A 16,809-nucleotide genomic window follows, 5' to 3' on the forward strand; every position below is an offset into this window, starting at 1 on the left:
CGCGTTGCGCCTTTTTCCTTCAAACGCGGACAAAAAAAAGACCAGCTGTTCCCTCCAACACCTGGTCTTGGTCCTGGCTACCTTGCGCGCCTTTACTTATCCCAGTGTCGCTTCATGAGGTCAATGAGGTCCAGCCATTCGGCGTAGCGGCGGCGGTAGGCGGCGGAAGCGGCCGGGTTGGGCTGGAAGGCGGCGCGGATCTTCACCGCTTCCTTGAAGGCCGTGGCGTAGTCCGGGAAGATCCCGGCGCCGACGCCGGCGGCGAGGGCCACGCCCAGGGCACCGATCTCGGTCGCGGCCACCACCTCCACCGGCACCTCGAGCACGTCGGCAAACATCTGGCTCCAGACGTCGCTCTTGGCGCCGCCGCCCGAAAGGCGCGCCTTTTTGATCTCGCAGCCGGCGGAGCGCAGGCGGTCGATGTGCCACTTGTGGATGAAGGTGATGCCCTCATACACGGCCCGCGCCAGGTCGGCAAAGGTGTGCCCCTGCGCGATGTTGAAGAAGCCGGCGCGGCCGCGCGGGTGCACATTGGGGCTACCCAGGAAAGGGTGGTAGATCACGCCGGTGCCGCCGGGGGGCAGCGAGGCCACGGCCGCGTTGATGACGTCGAACTTGGAGATGCCGCGCTTTTGCGCCTCCAGCACGGCACCGCCGCCCAGCTGGTTGACAAACCACTCCAGGTTGATGGCGGAGGTGGCGCTTCCTTCCAGCACCAGCACCTTCCCCGGCAGGGCGAAGTGCATGTTCATGATGACATTGGTGGCCGGCTCGTCGGTGATCACCTCGTTAATGGACCAGGTGCCGGCCACCACCGCAGCCACACCCGGGTCGATGGCGCCCGAGCCCACGGCGCAGGCGGCCACGTCCATCATCCCGGCTGAACAGGGGGTGCCGGGTGCGAGACCGGTGCGCTCCGCCGCCGCCGGCAGCACGTGCCCGACGATGTCGTGGCCGGCCACGGCCAGGCGCGGCAGCTTGCTGTACATCTCGGGAATACCGTAGAGCTCCATGAGACGGCGCGAGTAGGTGCCGGCCCTAAAGTGAAGGAGCCCGTTGCCGCTCATGTCGTTGAGCTCGGAGACCAACTCACCCGTGAGTTTGAACCGGATCAGGTCTTTGCACATGAGGACGCCGGCGATGCGCCGGTAAGCCTCGGGCTCGTTCTCTTTGATCCACCGAAGGAGCGGTCCCGGCTGGCCGGGGTAGGGCTGGCCCAGGGTGATGGCGCTGATTTCGCTGTAGCGCCCGCTCTTTTTGTAGTCCTCGATGATATCCACGGCGCGGGCGTCCTGCGAGCCGATGCCGCGCCGCACCAGGCTGCCTTCTTCGTCCACCGCGTAGAGCCCGTTGCCGTGGCCGGTGAAGCCCACAGCGGCGATGTCTTTCGGATCGACGCCGGACTTGGCGATCACCTCGCGGATGCAGTCCGCGGTATTCTGCCAGAGCCGCTCGGCGTCGCCCTCCACCCAGGTGGGTTCGGGGTTTACCACCTCGTAGCGGCGGGCGGCCACGGCTGCCTCGCGGCCGGCGAGGTCAAAGAGCGCGACCTTGGAGTTGGTGAGGCCGTCGTCGATACCCATGAGGTACTCAGCCATCCTTCTCCCCTCCCGGGTTAGCATTTGCCTATGGGCGTTGGAGCTGCAATACACAGCTTGGGACTTAAAACGCTAAATGCCCAGTGCTGAACGCTCTAAATGGCACCCTGCCCCGGTTCACCCACGGCCGGGGTTCTTCGCCGCGAAAGAGCTTGGCAAGCTCGCGCGCCAGCCGGTGCGGAGCCTTGGCCAGGGCATCGCGGGTGGTGCCGGCCATGTGGGTGGTGATGGTGCAGTTGTCCAGGGTAACCAGCGGGTAGTCCTTGCCGGGCGGCTCTCGGTCGAAGACGTCGAGCGCCGCCCCACCGATCTTCCGGTCGCGCAGGGCTTGATAGAGGGCGTCTTCGTCCACCAGCCCCGAGCGCGCGGTGTTGACGAGAATGGCGGTGGGCTTCATGAGGGCGAGCTCCCGCGCCCCGAGCATGTGCTCGTTTTCCTCCGTGAGGCGCGCGTGAATCGTGACGAAGTCGGACTCCTTAAGCAGCGTGTCAAGGTCGGTGAGGGTGACGTTCAGCGCCGCCGCTGCCTCCGGTCCAGCATACGGGTCGTAGGCCAGGAGGCGCACCTCGAAGCCGGAGAGCTTGCGCGCCACCAGCTGCCCGATCCGGCCGAAGCCGATAATGCCCACCGTCCGGCCCGGCAGGTCCGGCGAGTAGGGTAGGTTGATGAAGTCGCGGCGCCACTCGCCCTGCTTTAAGGCCATGTGGCTGCGGGCGATGTTGCGCGCCTCCGCCAGCAGCATGCCGACGGCGTAGTCGGAAACGGCGTCGGCGTTGCGCCCCGGGTTGTTGAAGAACATGATGCCCTTTTCGGTCAGGTAGTCGGCGGCCACGTTCTCGTAGCCGGCGCGCAAGCTGCCCACCGCTTTAAGTTTCCGGCCGGCGTCGATGAGCCGCCGTCCCAGGGGAAGAAACTGCATGATGAGTACATCGGCATCCGCGATTAACGGGAAGATGTCCGCGGGCGGCGGCACCGCCTCCGGCCCTTCCTCCTCCAGCCTGCGGTTGAGATACTGCAGCCTTTCCATGCTGCCCTGCAGCCAGTCGTAGGTCACCAGTTCACAGCCGTACCCGCGCCAGGGGGCGAAACCGTCCAGCAACAGGTCAGAACCGATGTAGTCGTCGCCCACCAAAAGAACTTTCATCTTTGCCACCTCTTGTAAGTTTCGGCCAAGTTGTAGTTACCCCGGCCACGCCGGGGCGGCGGCTTGGGGGGCAACCAGGCGGGTTGCCCCCACCGCAGCAGTGCGGGGTCGCCTCTGACGGCTGAGTGCCCAATGCTAAACGCCAATCAGGCCTTGCCGGCCGACCCGCAGAGCTCGATCTTGCGGCGCACCACGTCTTTCATCAGCTCCAGCGGCTTTTCGTAGATGTACATGGGCCACGGCGCCCGCCGCTCGTTGGTGGCGAGAAATTCCTTCAGGCCGTCCACGAGGGCGACGCAGAGCTCCGAGAAGATGTTAAGCTTGGCGATGCCGTGGGCGATGGCATCCTTTACCTGCTCGTCCGGCGTGCCGGAGCCGCCGTGCAGCACCAGCGGCACCTTGGAGACGGCGTTGATGGCCTGAAGGCGCGGGATGTCGAGCTTGGGCGCTGCGGTATAGATTCCGTGGGCCGTGCCGACGGCCACCGCCAGGGCGTCCACCGCCGTATCGGCCACGAAGCGGTCGACGTCCGCCGGGTCTGTCAAATGCCCTTCGTCCTCGCCTTCGCCGGCATAAACCTCGGCCTTGCCCACGTGGCCCAGTTCCGCCTCAATGGTTACACCCCTCGGCCGGGCGTAGGCCACAACCTTCTTGGTGAGCGCCACATTCTCGGCGTAAGGCAGCGAGGAGCCGTCGATCATCACGGAGGAGAAGCCGGCATCCACCGCCTGCTGGCAGAGCTCAAAGCTGGGGCTGTGGTCCAGGTGCAGAGCCACCGGCACGGAAACCTGCCCGGCGGCGGTGCGCACCAGGCTCACCAGGTAGGGCATCGCCGCCTCGGCATCCGGCGGCACCACCATGCAGATAACCGGCGACCGCATTTCCTCGGCCACCTCGGCCACTGCCCGCACGAACTCCAGGTTGCTCACGTCGAAGGCCGGCACGGCGTATTTACCCGCCCGCGCCTTCTCCAGCAGGTCCTTCATGGGTACCAGAGCCAATTTCATTACCTCCTTACGTTGGCAACGCAATCTTCCCGTCTGCCGTCAGCGCATCAGCATGCCGCCGGAGATATCGATTGTCGCGCCGGTCATGTAGCTGTTGCGCTCGGACACCAGGAACAGCACCAGGTCGGCAATCTCCTCCGGCGCGGCGATGCGGCCGATGGGGATGCGGGACAGGTAGCGGCCCGGGTCCTTCAGCACCGGCGCCGTCATGTCGGTGTAGACCATACCGGGGGCCACGGCATTTACCTGAATGCCCTCCTTCGCCACCTCGCGCGCCAGCGAAACAGTAAAGGCCACCACCCCCGCCTTGGAAGAGGCGTAGTGGGCATGCCCGGTGGTGGAGCCGCGGAAGGCGGCCTGCGAGGTGAAGTTGACGATCTTCCCCGGCGCCCGGCGCTCCAGGAGATGCCGTACCAGCCACTGGTTGGTAAGAAAGACTCCGGTGAGGTTTACGTCCAGGGTGCGCCGCCAGTCTTCCTCTTTAATGTCCACCACCTTACCCGTGGGCCAGATGCCGGCGGTGTGCACCAGGATGTCCACCGGTCCCAGGTTGCCCACCACCTGGCGGAACATGGCGTCCACTGCAGCCGCCTGGGAGACGTCGCCCTGCACCGCCAGAGCCGTACCGCCTTGCGCGCTGATCTCGCGCACCACATCCTCGGCCGCCTGGGGCGACTTGGCGTAGTTTACCGCCACCTTTGCCCCTTCGCGGCCCAGGGCCAGGGCCACCGCGCGGCCCATGCCGCGCGACCCGCCCGCCACCACGGCCACTTTCCCCTCAAGCCCCAAGTCCATGTGCCATCGTCTCCTTTCCCAGCCCCTACGCCTCCGGTGCCAGGATCACTTTGAGCGCGGCGCCGCTACGCGCGAGTTCAAAGCCCTCCCGGTACTTAGAAAGCGGCAGCACCTTCGTCACCAGGCGCTCGGCGTCCAGCCGCCCGGCCGCCATCAGGTCCAGGATCTTCTTCATGTGGATGGGGGTGGAGTCGGAGGTGCCGTGGACAAAGAGCTCGCGGTAGTGGATGACGTTGCTGTCGAGCGTGATCTCCGAGCGGCCCTTGGGCAGCCCACCGAAGAAGTTCACCCGGCCCCGCTTGGCGGCGATGCCGATAGCCTGGAGCTGGGCCTGCCCGGAAGGCGCCGCCACGATCACCACGTCGGCCCCGCGCCCGCCTGTGGCCTGCATGACCACCTCTTTCAGGTCCTCTCGGCCGGAGTCCACGAAGATGTCCGCCGCGCCGATCTCCTTGGCCTTGGCCAGCCGCTCCGGCATCAGCTCGGCCATGATGACGCGGGCGGCGCCCTCGGCGCGGGCCAGCATGGCGTGCATGTTGCCCACCGGGCCGGCGCCGATCACCACCACCGTGTCGCCCAGGCCCACCCGGGAAAGCTCCTGGCCGTTTAAGGCGCAGGAGAAGGGCTCGGTGATGGCGGCCGTAGGAAAGTCCAGCCCCTCCGGGATGGTGAGCACCCCACCCTGGCGCACCAGGATCTCCGGCGCCGCCACGTAGTCGGCAAAGCCGCCGTCGTACTGGTAGGAGATGGCCTCCTTGTCCTCGCACTGGTTCTGGTGGCCGCTCAGGCAGTACGGGCAGCGGCCGCAGAAAATGACCACGCCCAGGATCACCCGCTGGCCCACCCGATACCCCTGGACCCCTTCACCTACCTCGGCAATCACGCCGGCGATCTCATGGCCGATGGTACGCGGCAGGGTGAAGCCGTGGGCCGAGCCGCCGGCGGCCACGTTGCGCACGTCGCTCCCGCAGATGGCGCAGGCCTTTACCTTCACCAGGAGTCCCCCGGGAGGCGCCGCGGGTTTTTCCACCTTCTCGTAGCGCAGGTCATTCGCGCCGTAAAGCCGGACTGCTTTCATGGAAGCCAAGTCTGGTCAACTCCTTAGCTTTATTCCTCCGCCAGGCGGGCGATGAAGTGCATCTCGTCGACCGTCTTCTCGTAGAGGCGCCGGTACACGCCGTAGAGCTTGCGGTAGACGGCCGTCGCCGCCGGGTTGGGTTCGTTCTTGTCGCTGAGCTCGATCCACTGCTTGATCTCGGTGAAGTCCCTATAGAAGCCCACGCCCAGGCCGGCCAGGAAGGCATCTGCCACCGGCGCCCCGGCCACCTTGGCCATATAGTCCTGGGGCACGTTCATGACATCGGTGACGATCTGCCGAAAAAGCGGGCTCGAGGCGCCGCCGTCCACGGCCACCACGCGCTCCGGCATAATCCCGAGCTCGCGCGCCACCTCGGCGTGGTGCTCCAGGCCGTAACCGATGCCCTCCATGATGGCCCGGTACAGGTGCGCCCGGGTGTGGTAGAGGCTGAGGCCGAAGAACATGCCACGGGCGTACGGGTCCCAGATGGGGGTGCGCTCGCCCATGAAGTACGGGACGAGCACCACGCCGTCGGAACCGGGCGGGATAAGCTGCGCCTCCAGATCCATGATCTTATAGGCCGACGCGCCTACCTTGGCCTCGGTCTCCTTTTCCACCTGCCCGAACTGGTCGCGGAACCAGCGAATGACGGCCCCGGTGGTGCCCAGGCCGGCCAGAGCCACGTAAGCACCGGGGTAGATGTGCGGGAAGTTGATGAAGCGCCGGTCAAACTTGGGCTCGGCCAGGGCGATCTGCCAGCAGTGGGTGGTGCCGTACATGCAGGCCGAGGTACCCGGTTCGATCATGCCCACGCTGAAGGCCGAGCAGGAGGCATCCACCCCGCCGCCGGCGATAACCGGCGTGCCCATGGCGAGGCCCGTCTCGCGGGCGGCCGCCTCGCTCACCGCGCCGACCACCTCGTGCGCCGGGCAGGGCCGCGGCAGCTTGGCCGGGTCGATGCCGCAGGCCGCGCACATCTCCTCGGACCACTTCAGGTTCTTGATGTCAAAGAGCGGTGCCGTGAGACCTGCCACACCGTAGTCGATGACCGCTTCGCCGGTGAGCTTGAAGATGATGTAGGCGTGGGAGTTCAGCATTTTCCAGGTGCGTTCGTAGTTTTCCCGTTCGTTGCGCGCATACCACATCATCTTGTAGCCGGCGAAGTACGGGTCGACGGCGTTGCCGCTCACTGCGAAGATCTTGTCTTCGCCCAGGTGCTCTTTCGCCCAGCCGCACTCGGCCGTGGCGCGCCGGTCCATGTAGATGATGCAGGGCCGCACCGCTCTGCCCTCGTGGTCTACCGGGGCCATATCCGGGGTGAGACCACTTACGCCGATGCCGGCGATCTCCTGGGGAGAGACCCGGGAGTCGGCCAGCATCTTTTTCACTATCTTCTTAAAGTCACCCCAGTAAACTGCCTCCGGGTCCTGTTCCGCCCAGGCCGGGCGCGGCACGTCCACCCCGTGCTCGGCCGCCGCCGCGGCCACCACCGCGCCGTCCCGGGTGATGATGACGCCCTTGCTGCCAGAGGTACCCGCGTCAAAACCAAGAAGGTACTCAGCCATCTTCTCCCGCCCCCCTTCTTCTTGTTAAGGACGACGCCACGCTCTCCGCTCCTCTTTTCCGGCTGGACAGGCCGGCCGTTCCCGCTTGTGCAGCAACATCCCTCCTTCTTCACAAAACGCAAGAGGACCGCTGTAAGCAGACTCAGCATGCTTACAGGGCCCTCTCTTAAAACTCTCGGCCCCACAAATATATACTACTTTTCCTGGCGCCTTATTCCAGTTCCATTCGGGTCAAACTTTTTCTTACTCTTAGTATTCGCCGTGTTTTCCCGAATTCCTTCATAACTAGGAAATTGCCTTTCATCCTGGCCGCCCCTCAGGTTCAGGTCGGCGGACGTGAGCCACCACAGCGCCTGGCAGCTGGTATCCACCGCCACCGCGCCCGCCGCCAGGATGGCGCGCGCCTGCGGCACAGTACGGATGAAACCGGCCGCCATAACCGGCAGGGATACTTCCTGATGAACAAGCGGCAACACCTCGGGAACCAGCGGGCCGGGCAAAAGCTCCAGGAAGTCCGCCCGGCTCCCCTTCACCACCCGCAGGCCCTTCTCGAGAGCCGCGCTGTCGTGGAGGAACATGCGCTGGACGGCCAGGATTTTTTCCCGCCGGGCGGCTTCGATGAGCCCCGCATTGGGGGTGATGATGCCGTCGACCTTCAGCCCCCGGGCCAGGTACTCTACCACCGTCCTGTCCTTGCCGTAGCCTTCCAGGAGGTCCACCTGCACCAGGACGCGCCGCTCCAGGTGCTTCAGCCGCGCCACCAGGGCGGGCAGATCAAAGAGGGAAGCCCGGGAGATAAGCACCACCGCCGCCTGCGGCGGCAGTTTCTCGATTTCCTGGTCGTGCCAAAGGGAAGGGATTACCGGGTGGCGGGCAAAAAGCATAAGCCAGTCCATACGCGCTGCCTCCTTGTTGCTACTGTACCAGGGTTAACCCAAAAAACGCGGACAAGAGCTTCTCTCTCATAGTATAATTAGAACAAGGCAAAGACAAGGGTAAGGGCGAGGCCGGACGAAGGAGGACCTAAGTTGCCCGACAAGGTAGATGTGCTTATTCTCGCCGCCTCCTATGGGGGCGGACACCTGCAGGCGGCGCGTGCCCTGGTGGAGGGGTTCCGGCTTACCCATCCGGAGCTCCAGTGCGCGCTGGTCAACTTTTTTCGGGAGCTTAGTCCCACGGCCAACCGCCTGGTGGAGATCTCTTACCGCCAGGCCGTACTCAAGGCGCCCCTCCTTTGGAAGGAGTTCTATCGCCTCACCGACCGCTCAGGGCCGGAGTCGCGCGTACAGCGCCGGCTCACGCGCATCTTTTTCCGGCGCACCCGCTTGCTCCTTTCCGCCTACGCGCCCCGCGTCGTGGTCAGCACCTACCCGGTGGCCTCCCGGATCGTGGGGGAAATGAAACGCCGCGGTCTGGTAAGCCAGCCGCTTGTCACCGTCCTTACCGATCAAAGCCTGCACAGCCAGTGGCTGCACCCGGCCACCGACCTTTACATCGCCGGCTCCCATTATGTCCGGGCACGCCTGGTCCGGCGCGGTGTATCGACAGCCGACATCGCCGTCACCGGCATCCCCATCTCGCCCCGCTTCGCCGTGCCGCGCGACCGCACCGCCACGCGCCGGGCCCTGGGCCTTGCCCCGGATCGCCCCGTCGTTTTGGTCATGGTGGGCGCCCAGGGGCTCCTCCCCACCGCGGACGAACTGTGCGCGGCGCTGGCCGCCTTCCCGCTCCCCCTGCAGGTGGTGCTGGTAGCGGGGCACGACGAGCGCCTGCGGGCGCGGGTCGAGCGCATTGCGGTCACCAGTCGCCGGCCTGTACACGTCCTCGGCTTTGTCACCAACATCGAGGAGTGGATGGCCGCCAGCGACCTCCTGGTGGGCAAGGCGGGCGGGCTCACCACGGCCGAAGCCCTGGCGCGGGAGCTGCCGCTCGTGATCATCCGCCCCATTCCCGGCCAGGAGGAGGATAACACGCGCTTTCTCGTGCACGCCGGCGCCGCCGTGCGGGTAGAAAACGTCGATGAAGCCGTCCGCGCCGTCGGTGAGATACTGGCCAGCCCCGAGCGCCTGGCCGGCATGCGCCGTGCGGCCGCCGCACTTGCCCGCCCGACGGCTGCACGGGACGCAGCGCGGATCATCGCCGGCCTGCTCGGCAGGCACGCCGAGCGTCCGCTGTAGGCTCCTTGTAAAAAGTTCCGGGCTGCACCCCACCCCGCCCACATATACTTTTAGCGGCGGGGGTGGTGGCATGCTACGGCAGCTCTTTTTCACCTTCTCCATCGCGCTCGGTGTGGTGCTGGGCGGTACCTTCCTGGGCGGGCTCAGCGCCACCCTCAGCGGGCAGCCGCCCGGTGAAACCATGCTCAACCTTGCCGAACGCATCAAGGTGTGGGCCATTGTGGTCGCCCTGGAGGGCACCTTTTCCATTTTCCAGGCCCTGGAGGCAGGGCTGCTTTACGGCCAGCTGCGGCCGGTAGCTCGGCAGCTGGTCTACATACTGGCGGCCTTTCTGGGCGCCCACCTGGCCTGTCTCTTGGTGGCGGGGCTGGTGAAAAGCTGATGGCGCGCCTGGTACGGCCGCTGGCCTGCCTTGTCCTGGGGTTTCTCCTCGGCAACCTCTTTTACAATTTTCTGGCCGGTCGCTGGTTCGATGAACTGCACGCCCAGCGGCTGGAGCTGCAGGCCAAGCTGGCGGCGGCGGAAACCCGCCTGGCACGGCTGGAAGAAAGCCTGGCGGCGGCCAGTGAACCGGTGGTGCGCGAGGTTGAGGTGCGGGTGGGCTCTCCGCTCAACGCCGCGCTTAAGGCGCAGGTGAAAAAAGAGGTGGAAGAGTGGCTGAGCGTATTCATCGGCCGCCCCCTGACCGCCCTCGACCCGGAAACCATTCCCTTTCTGGTGCACCGGCGCAGCCTTAAATTAAACGGCCGCTCGTATCTCCTGACTGTCGAAACCACAGTCCTCACCGAGCGGCTGCTCATGTACGTCCGCGTGCAACAGGAAGACGGCCGCAGCTCTGCTCAGGCGCCGGGCGGGGCCTGCGTGACGGCAGGCTGCTTCACCGGCGCCGCCTGCGGTTCTTTGGGCGGCAGGATGAGTTGCTGCCCAGGTAAAATGAGGCGCGGATTGGCGAGCCGGTTGTGGCGCGATACCTCCAGGTAGAAGTCCCCCTGCCCGTAAAAACGTTCGCTGATGCCCCAAAGGGTATCCCCGGGGCGCACAATGTATTTCTGCCCGGCAGGGGCATCCGGTGCCGGCAACGAACCGGTCATCTCTCCCGTACCCGCCGGCCAGCCCTCCCCGGGGATGGGTGCCGCCGCCGCACCCGCTTGTCCTTCTCTTTGTCCTTCTCCGTCGCCGGGTGCCGCAGCTGCACCGGCCGGGGCCTTGGTAGCAGCAGGTGCTTCCCCGGCCGCGGGGCCGTGCCGGGATAACCGGGTGAGGCCGACCAGGGCGGCAACCAGGAGAACACCGGCCAGCAGCACCACCAGAAGGCGGCGCGGCTTCACCAGGCGCCAGCGGGGGCGCAGGGCAGGCGCCGCCGTAGCGGCCGTCTCGCCTACCGCGTAGGTTCCTGCGCCGGCCGCCACGGGGACAATCGCCCCGCCTTCCCAGCCATAGAGCGCCTCGCGCCCCAGCTCAGTATCGAGCACCAGAGCCACCTGCCAGGGCTCGCTGAAGTGTTCCTTGTGCACCGCCATGTCGTAGCCGGAAAGAAAGGCGCCCAAGCCGCAATGCGTGTGAAACCAACCCACCACCTGGAAAGAAGGGTACTCGCTTTGGCCCCGGGCGCTGAGTTCCGACACCAGTTCCGGCGTGAAGCGGATGCTGCTCCCCACTGAGTCCGCCCCCTGCGCCAGGAGCGCGGCCTCCACCCGTACCGCCAGCGCCCGGCCACGGTGCACGCGGCCCAAGAGGATACCGCCGATCTCGCGCCCCTGGGCCTGGCGCGCCCAGGTTAAGATTTCACTCAGCACCGTGTGCGCCACATGCACCCGTCCCGGCATCTTTATCCCCCCACCGGCGTCCCCTTGCCGGAATTATTAGAAGTTGCCAATCTAACTGCTATATTCGCGTTCGGAGCCGAGATCCCTGCCGGGCCCCCTGGTAATTAACAAAAGTAACTGTAACCGACCCGAAGTGCGGTGCGTAAGCTATTGAGGACACGTAGCGAGGACATCCGTCGCCCAAGGAGGAATACCGAATGGCGCAGCTTACACCCCGGCCCCTGCCCTACACCTCCCTTCCCGGCCTCTCGGCACGCCTGCTGACCGAGCACTACAAGCTGTACCTCGGTTATGTGAATAAAACCAACGAGATCTGGAGCCTGCTCCGCACCGTCAATCGGCAGACGGCCAACGCCACCTACAGCCCCTACCGCGAGCTGAAGTTGGAAGAGACTTACGCGCTCAACGGAGTTAAACTGCACGAGCTCTATTTCGGCAACCTGGGCGGGACCGATGGTCCCCCCAGCGGCGAGGTAAGCTTTTTCCTGCAGCGCGATTTCGGATCGACCGAGGCCTGGGCCCGCGACTTCCGCGCTCTCGGCCTCTCCGCCCGCGGCTGGGGCATCCTGGCCCTCGACCTTGACGACCGCACCCTGCACAACTTTCTGCTCGATGCCCACAATGTGGGCGGCATCCAGCGCACGGCGCCCCTTCTCGTCCTAGACGTTTACGAACACGCCTACTTCATTGATTATGGCACCAACCGTTCCGGCTACCTGGATGCCTTCTTTGCCAACATCGATTGGGAAGAGGTCAACCGGAGGCTCCGCCCTTATCTGGCGCGCAGCGCCCCGGTACCTACACTGAACACCGATTTCTTCGCCTAAGCCGGGACAGCCCTTCAGCGCTCCGTAGAAAGCGCTGGGCCGGGCAGAAAAACAGCCAGCGGCGCTCAGGAAGGTAGAACGGGCCTGGTCCCGTCCCATCCCCCTTGTTTTCTTGCCCGCCCTGTGCTATAGTTCGGTATGATAAAAACTATAAGGAAGAAGGCCTTCAGGGCAAGGTGAGGGGCCGGGCCCCCAATTCCTGACCGGCGGTGAAGCCTCCAGCGCAGCCTGTGAGGATTAGCCCGCGAGCCACCGAGGTGGTTGATCTGGTCGAAACCAGAGCCGACGGTATAGTCCGGATGGAAGAAGGTAGTGCTGTTCGCCCATTTCCCCGGAAGGCTTTTCTTCCGGGGATTAATTTTTAAGGAGGTCATGGTTTAGATGTCCCATCTGCGCGGCACCCGGTATCTGGTCAAGGTGGCCCTCCTCGGCACCCTCGGTTTCCTCCTCATGTACCTGGAGTTCCCGCTTCCTTTCATGCCGACTTTCCTCAAGTTCGATTTCGGCGACGTCCCCGCCCTCATCGCCGGCTTCGCTTTCGGCCCGGCGGCCGGTGTGCTGGCCGAGGCGATCAAGTGCATCGTCTTCCTCCTCTCCGGCCGCTCTGAGGCCGGGATCATCGGTGTGAGCGCCAACTTCGTCACCGGGGCGAGCCTTGTGCTCGCCGCCGCCCTGGTGTACCGGCGCGTGCACACTCTTCAAGGCGCCGTCCTCTCCCTTTTCGTCGGCACCCTGGCCATGACCGCCACCGTTACCATCGCGGACATCTATATCTTTCTCCCGCTCTGGAACGTGCCCGCTCAGCAGATCCTTCCCCTGGCGGTGAGTGCCATCGTCCCCTTCAACCTGATAAAGGGCACCCTCACCTCCACCGCCACATTCCTCCTTTACAAGCGCGTCAGCGCCCTCCTGGGGGCCCCCGCCCTCGTCTCCCAGCCGGCCAAGGCCCGGCCCTAACATCCCTTTCCTAGCCCCCACGCGCAGAGAGGCCCGGGTGCAGCACCTGCACCCGGGCCTTTGCCACCTAACGCCTTCTTAGTAATCCCCCCACAGGCGCGGCCCCGGGGTTCCCAGCCCGCCTTACCCTGGTGCAAAAGTACCGGCTCGCCGGGGTGGCCAGCTGGCAGCGCGGCTGGCCGAACCTTGGGTGTGGGAACTCCTGGCTCGCGAACCGTAAGGCTGGGAAGACCTCCCTCTGTGTAAAAATTCGGGGTTGAAGAAGGAAAAGGCTGCTCGCTGGCGAATTAAGAATATAAGTTTATACCATTTTTCTCCGAGTCCAGCCGCCTAAGGCGTAGCTAAGGCGATGGACCGATAGGGTAAGCGGGGAAACCTGCTTGCCTCCCGGTGCGGAAAGGAGAAAAGCGGACTTAAGGCCCGTTCTGCTTTCCGCAGAACGGGCCTTAATTTCATAAACAAGGGAGGAGTAAGAAAAATGTCAACGTGGAAAAGCGTAAGAACTTATGTCTTGATCTTGGGTCTGGCCCTGCTCCTGCTCAGTGCCGGCTGCGCCGGCGGGCGGAAGGCCCCAGCGGAAAAAGAGCCCGCTGCCCCCGCCCCCACCGCCGGCGTTAAAGTGGCGCTTGTGGATGCGGCCGGGGCGAGCAGCGAGGTGGACTTGAGCCGGTTTCCGGCCGTAAGCGCCAAGGGCGGCTACAAAAAGTCCACCGGCACCATCGTCGGCCCCGACGGCTTTACCGGCGTCAAGGTGAAAGACCTCCTCGCCCAGCTAAAGTGGGACCCGGCGACGCAGGCCGTGCAGGTGGTAGCAGCTGACGGCTACGCCATGACCTTCACCGCCGACCAGGTGGAAGGCAACCTGCTCACCTACAACCAGGACGGCTCCCCGGCCAAGCTGGGCGGCGTGGAGATGATCCTGGCCTACAAAACAGACGGGAAAGAGGAAAAAGACCTGCCGCGGATCGTTTTCGTGGGCGGGAACGCCCCTTTGACCGACGGCCATTTCTGGGTGAAGAACGTGGCCAAGATAGCCCTGACCCAGGCGCCCACGGAGTGGAAGCTGAACCTGAGCGGCGTGGAGAAAGCGGAGCTCGACCGCTCCACGTTTGAAAGCTTGGCCACCTGCACCGCCACCCCGCACCCCGCCGTCACGTACAAACACACGGATAAAGAAGGCAAAGAACACGAGTACAAGGGCGTACCGCTCTGGGTGGTGCTCTCCATGGTGGACGGCGCCGACAGCCCGGGCGGTCACTATGTATTTAACGATGACCTGGCCAAGCAGGGTTACACCGTTCAGGTGGTGGCCAAGGATGGCTTTATGGCAGAGCTTTCCGCCCAGGACGTGGCACGCAACCAGAACATCATCCTGGCCTACTGGAAGGACGGGGAGCTGCTCCCGCCGGACGAAGGCCCGCTGGCGCTCACGGGGGCCGGCCTCAAGAGCAACAAGGAACGAATCAAGCAGGTGGCCGAAATCCGCCTCACCAACCTGCCTAAGTGAACCCTAAGAAAGGCGGCGGGCAAAGATGAGGCTGCCGATGCGGTTGCGCAGGCCGCTGGTGCTTGTAGCGTCCCTCCTCTTTCTCAGCCTGCTTGCTGCCACCGGCTGTGCCGGCACCACCCCCCGCAGCCTTACCTTGGCCGTGGTGGGCGATAGCCAGGGCCGAAGCGCTGTCTGGGAAGCCGTCGTCGACGCGATCAATGCGGAAAGTCCGGCCTTCGTCGTCCACTGCGGCGACCTGACGCCGGCGGGCACCCGCGAGCAATACCTCTACTTTAAGGAGCAGGCTGAGAAGCTGCGCGTCCCCTTCTACGCCGTGCCGGGCAACCACGATGTCCGCGGCCAGGGACGCCGTCTCTTTACGGAGTTGACCGGTTCCCCGCCGTGCTGGTCCTTTGCCCGGGACGGATATCACTTCCTGGGACTGGATGACGCCGACGGTGAACTCTCCCAGGAGCAGCTGGACTGGCTGGCGGCGGAACTGGCGCGGCCTGGTCCCAAGCTCATCTTTCTTCACGTCCCCCTGTGGGACCCACGCCCAGGAGAAGACCACGCCTTAAAGAGCGCGGAAGAAGCCGCCCAGCTGCATGCACTTTTCCGGCAGCACCAGGTCATCGCCGTCTTCAGCGGCCATGTTCACCTCTTCGCCTGCCGGGAAAAGGACGGCATAACCTATGTGACCACCGGCGGTGCCGGCGCGCCCCTCTACGCGCCGCGGGCGGCCGGCGGCTTTCACCATTGGACCCGCGTGCAGCTTTCGGGCGGTCGAGTTAAGGTGGAGGCCGTACCGGTAGAACCGGCAGCCACAGAGCCTACGGTGACGGTTACCACGCCGTCAGCGACCCGCTCCTTCACGCTGGAAGAACTGCTGGCGTTTCCCGCCGTTACGGTGAAAGCGGCCTTTGAGAACCAGTTCGGCAACCGGGGCGGCGAAGGAGAGTATACGGGAGTACCTCTTGCCCACCTCCTGGAGGCGGTGAACGGCCTTTCGCCCGGCCAGACGCTTAAGGTGGTGGCTGAAGACGGCTACAGCCAGGAGTTCGGTTACGCCAATCTCTACCCAGCTAAAGAATGGCTTAAGTTGCAGGGAAGCATGCTCCTGGCCTACGAGAAGGACGGGCGGCTGGCGCCGGACTGGGAAGAAGGACCGCGCCTGGTGCTGGCCCCGGCGGATGGGCTCTACAGCAACACCGACTGCGCCCAGACCTCTCTGCCCGGCCAGGGTTGGAACGTCTATCCCTCGGCCGGCGGGCGCTGGGTGAGACAGGTCAAGCGGATCGAGGTGGTAAAAGATGCAGGAGAATAAAGCGTGCGGCTATTACCTGACCACGCGGGAGCTCATTACCATGGCCGTCCTGAGTGCCCTGGGCGGGGTGCTCAGCGCCTACGTGGGCTATCTCGGCAACCTGGTGAACCAATTCTTCGGCGTGCCGTTCGGAGCCGGCCAGTTCATGGGCGGGCTGCACGTGTTCTGGTTCATCGTTCTGGCCGGGCTGGTGCGCAAGCCCGGCGCCGTCACGGCGGTCGGCCTCCTTAAGGGACTGGTGGAGATGCTCACCGGCAGCACCCACGGCGCAGTCATCGTGCTGGTGTGCGTCGTGCAGGCGGCGGCGGTGGATGCCGTGATCTCCCTCCGGCGCGAGCCGGGGCTGGGCACCTACCTGGTTGCCGGCGCGGCGGGGACCGTCAGCGAGGTCATTCTCATGCAGCTGCTTTACTTTTCCGGCGCCCCGGCCTGGTACATTCTCCTTATGACCGCCCTGGCGGCCGCCTCCGGCGTCATCTTCGCCGGCTATCTGGGCAGCGGGGTGCTGGGGTTGCTGGAACACGGGCGGCCCGCCGCAGCAGGGCCGGTCGCCCCGCGCGCCCGCACCGTCCAGTTCGCCATAACCCTCCTTCTCGGCGCTCTTCTCGCCGGGGGCGCCGTGTTCTACTACGCCTGCGTCTTCGAGCCCTTTTGGGCGGCGCCCGGCGTGGCCGTCGAGGGTAAGGTGGCGCACCCTTACACGTACCGGGCGGAGAGTTTTGCCGCCCCGGCCATCACAGTAACAGCGGAGCTGAAGGGCAGCGTCACCTACGTGGCGCCGCGCGACTACACCGGTGTGCCGCTCAAAAAGATCTTGACAGCCGCCCGGCCGGACGCCGCGGCCACCAAGGTAACGGTGAGTGCCGGAGACGGTTACTCGGTGGAATTCCCTTTGCCCGACCTGCTTAAGGATGACGAGACCCTCCTGATCCAAGAAGAAGACGGATCCTACCGCCTGATCGCCCCGCGCTACGCCGGCGGCTACTGGGTGCGTCAGGTAACCCGTATCAAGGTTGAATGAA

15 protein-coding genes and 2 riboswitches are annotated in these 16,809 nt (G+C 65.1%); of the genes, 7 read left to right on the forward strand and 8 right to left on the reverse strand.

Translation table 11 applies throughout. The features are described from left to right. Positions 1-92: 92 nt before the first annotated feature. From K5554_RS13845 to K5554_RS13875, 7 genes are all read right to left on the reverse strand, one after another. On the reverse strand, positions 93-1,598 hold the full coding sequence (locus tag K5554_RS13845; protein ID WP_221039038.1) for an FGGY-family carbohydrate kinase: 1,506 nt from the start codon (positions 1,596-1,598) through the stop codon (positions 93-95). A gap of 64 nt (positions 1,599-1,662) precedes the next feature. Beyond that, complete coding sequence (locus K5554_RS13850) at positions 1,663-2,742, reverse strand: 2-hydroxyacid dehydrogenase (RefSeq protein ID WP_221039039.1); 1,080 nt, start codon at positions 2,740-2,742, stop codon at positions 1,663-1,665. Between the two features lie 146 nt (positions 2,743-2,888). Further along, complete coding sequence (locus K5554_RS13855; RefSeq protein ID WP_221039040.1) at positions 2,889-3,743, reverse strand: class II fructose-bisphosphate aldolase; 855 nt, start codon at positions 3,741-3,743, stop codon at positions 2,889-2,891. A gap of 45 nt (positions 3,744-3,788) precedes the next feature. Beyond that, on the reverse strand, positions 3,789-4,544 hold the full coding sequence (locus K5554_RS13860) for an SDR family NAD(P)-dependent oxidoreductase (protein ID WP_221039041.1): 756 nt from the start codon (positions 4,542-4,544) through the stop codon (positions 3,789-3,791). A gap of 25 nt (positions 4,545-4,569) precedes the next feature. After that, positions 4,570-5,622 carry a zinc-dependent dehydrogenase gene (locus tag K5554_RS13865; protein ID WP_255565634.1) on the reverse strand — a complete coding sequence of 351 codons (1,053 nt, stop codon included), beginning with the start codon at positions 5,620-5,622 and terminating at the stop codon, positions 4,570-4,572. Between the two features lie 29 nt (positions 5,623-5,651). Further along, positions 5,652-7,187: an FGGY-family carbohydrate kinase gene (locus K5554_RS13870; RefSeq protein ID WP_221039043.1), complete on the reverse strand. Its 1,536-nt coding sequence runs from the start codon at positions 7,185-7,187 to the stop codon at positions 5,652-5,654. A 194-nt stretch (positions 7,188-7,381) separates the two neighbouring features. Beyond that, complete coding sequence (locus K5554_RS13875) at positions 7,382-8,083, reverse strand: glycerol-3-phosphate responsive antiterminator (RefSeq protein ID WP_221039044.1); 702 nt, start codon at positions 8,081-8,083, stop codon at positions 7,382-7,384. Between the two features lie 132 nt (positions 8,084-8,215). Here K5554_RS13875 and K5554_RS13880 point away from each other — a divergent pair, with 132 nt between their 5' ends. Both K5554_RS13880 and K5554_RS13885 read left to right on the forward strand, forming a co-directional pair. After that, positions 8,216-9,364 (forward strand): glycosyltransferase, encoded by a 1,149-nt coding sequence (locus K5554_RS13880; RefSeq protein ID WP_221039045.1) that lies wholly within the window; start codon positions 8,216-8,218, stop codon positions 9,362-9,364. A 70-nt stretch (positions 9,365-9,434) separates the two neighbouring features. Beyond that, entirely contained in the window at positions 9,435-9,746 is a 312-nt protein-coding gene (locus K5554_RS13885) for a YtrH family sporulation protein (RefSeq protein WP_221039046.1), read from the forward strand. 457 nt (positions 9,747-10,203) lie between these two features. Here the strand turns inward: K5554_RS13885 and K5554_RS13890 are convergent, their stop codons facing one another. Then, positions 10,204-11,190 (reverse strand): LysM peptidoglycan-binding domain-containing protein, encoded by a 987-nt coding sequence (locus tag K5554_RS13890; RefSeq protein WP_221039047.1) that lies wholly within the window; start codon positions 11,188-11,190, stop codon positions 10,204-10,206. Between the two features lie 197 nt (positions 11,191-11,387). On the opposite strand from K5554_RS13890, the gene K5554_RS13895 reads away from it, so the two are divergent. The 5 genes from K5554_RS13895 to K5554_RS13915 all read left to right on the forward strand — a co-directional run bounded on the left by K5554_RS13895 (position 11,388) and on the right by K5554_RS13915 (position 16,808). Beyond that, positions 11,388-12,017 carry a superoxide dismutase gene (locus tag K5554_RS13895; RefSeq protein ID WP_221039048.1) on the forward strand — a complete coding sequence of 210 codons (630 nt, stop codon included), beginning with the start codon at positions 11,388-11,390 and terminating at the stop codon, positions 12,015-12,017. Between the two features lie 158 nt (positions 12,018-12,175). Beyond that, positions 12,176-12,332: riboswitch (FMN riboswitch) on the forward strand. A 66-nt stretch (positions 12,333-12,398) separates the two neighbouring features. Next, positions 12,399-12,974: an ECF transporter S component gene (locus K5554_RS13900; protein ID WP_221039049.1), complete on the forward strand. Its 576-nt coding sequence runs from the start codon at positions 12,399-12,401 to the stop codon at positions 12,972-12,974. A 302-nt stretch (positions 12,975-13,276) separates the two neighbouring features. Next, positions 13,277-13,393: riboswitch (molybdenum cofactor riboswitch) on the forward strand. Between the two features lie 59 nt (positions 13,394-13,452). Next, positions 13,453-14,481 (forward strand): hypothetical protein, encoded by a 1,029-nt coding sequence (locus K5554_RS13905; protein ID WP_221039050.1) that lies wholly within the window; start codon positions 13,453-13,455, stop codon positions 14,479-14,481. Positions 14,482-14,518: 37 nt separating this feature from the next. Continuing rightward, positions 14,519-15,787 (forward strand): metallophosphoesterase, encoded by a 1,269-nt coding sequence (locus K5554_RS13910; RefSeq protein ID WP_221039051.1) that lies wholly within the window; start codon positions 14,519-14,521, stop codon positions 15,785-15,787. Beyond that, positions 15,774-16,808, forward strand: a complete 1,035-nt coding sequence (locus K5554_RS13915) for an ECF transporter S component (RefSeq protein WP_221039052.1) — start codon at positions 15,774-15,776, stop codon at positions 16,806-16,808. Before K5554_RS13910 ends, K5554_RS13915 begins: the two co-directional genes overlap by 14 nt. The last annotated feature ends 1 nt before the right edge of the window (position 16,809 follow it).

This window comes from Gelria sp. Kuro-4 (assembly GCF_019668485.1).
Taxonomy (GTDB): domain Bacteria; phylum Bacillota; class DTU030; order DUMP01; family DUMP01; genus DUMP01.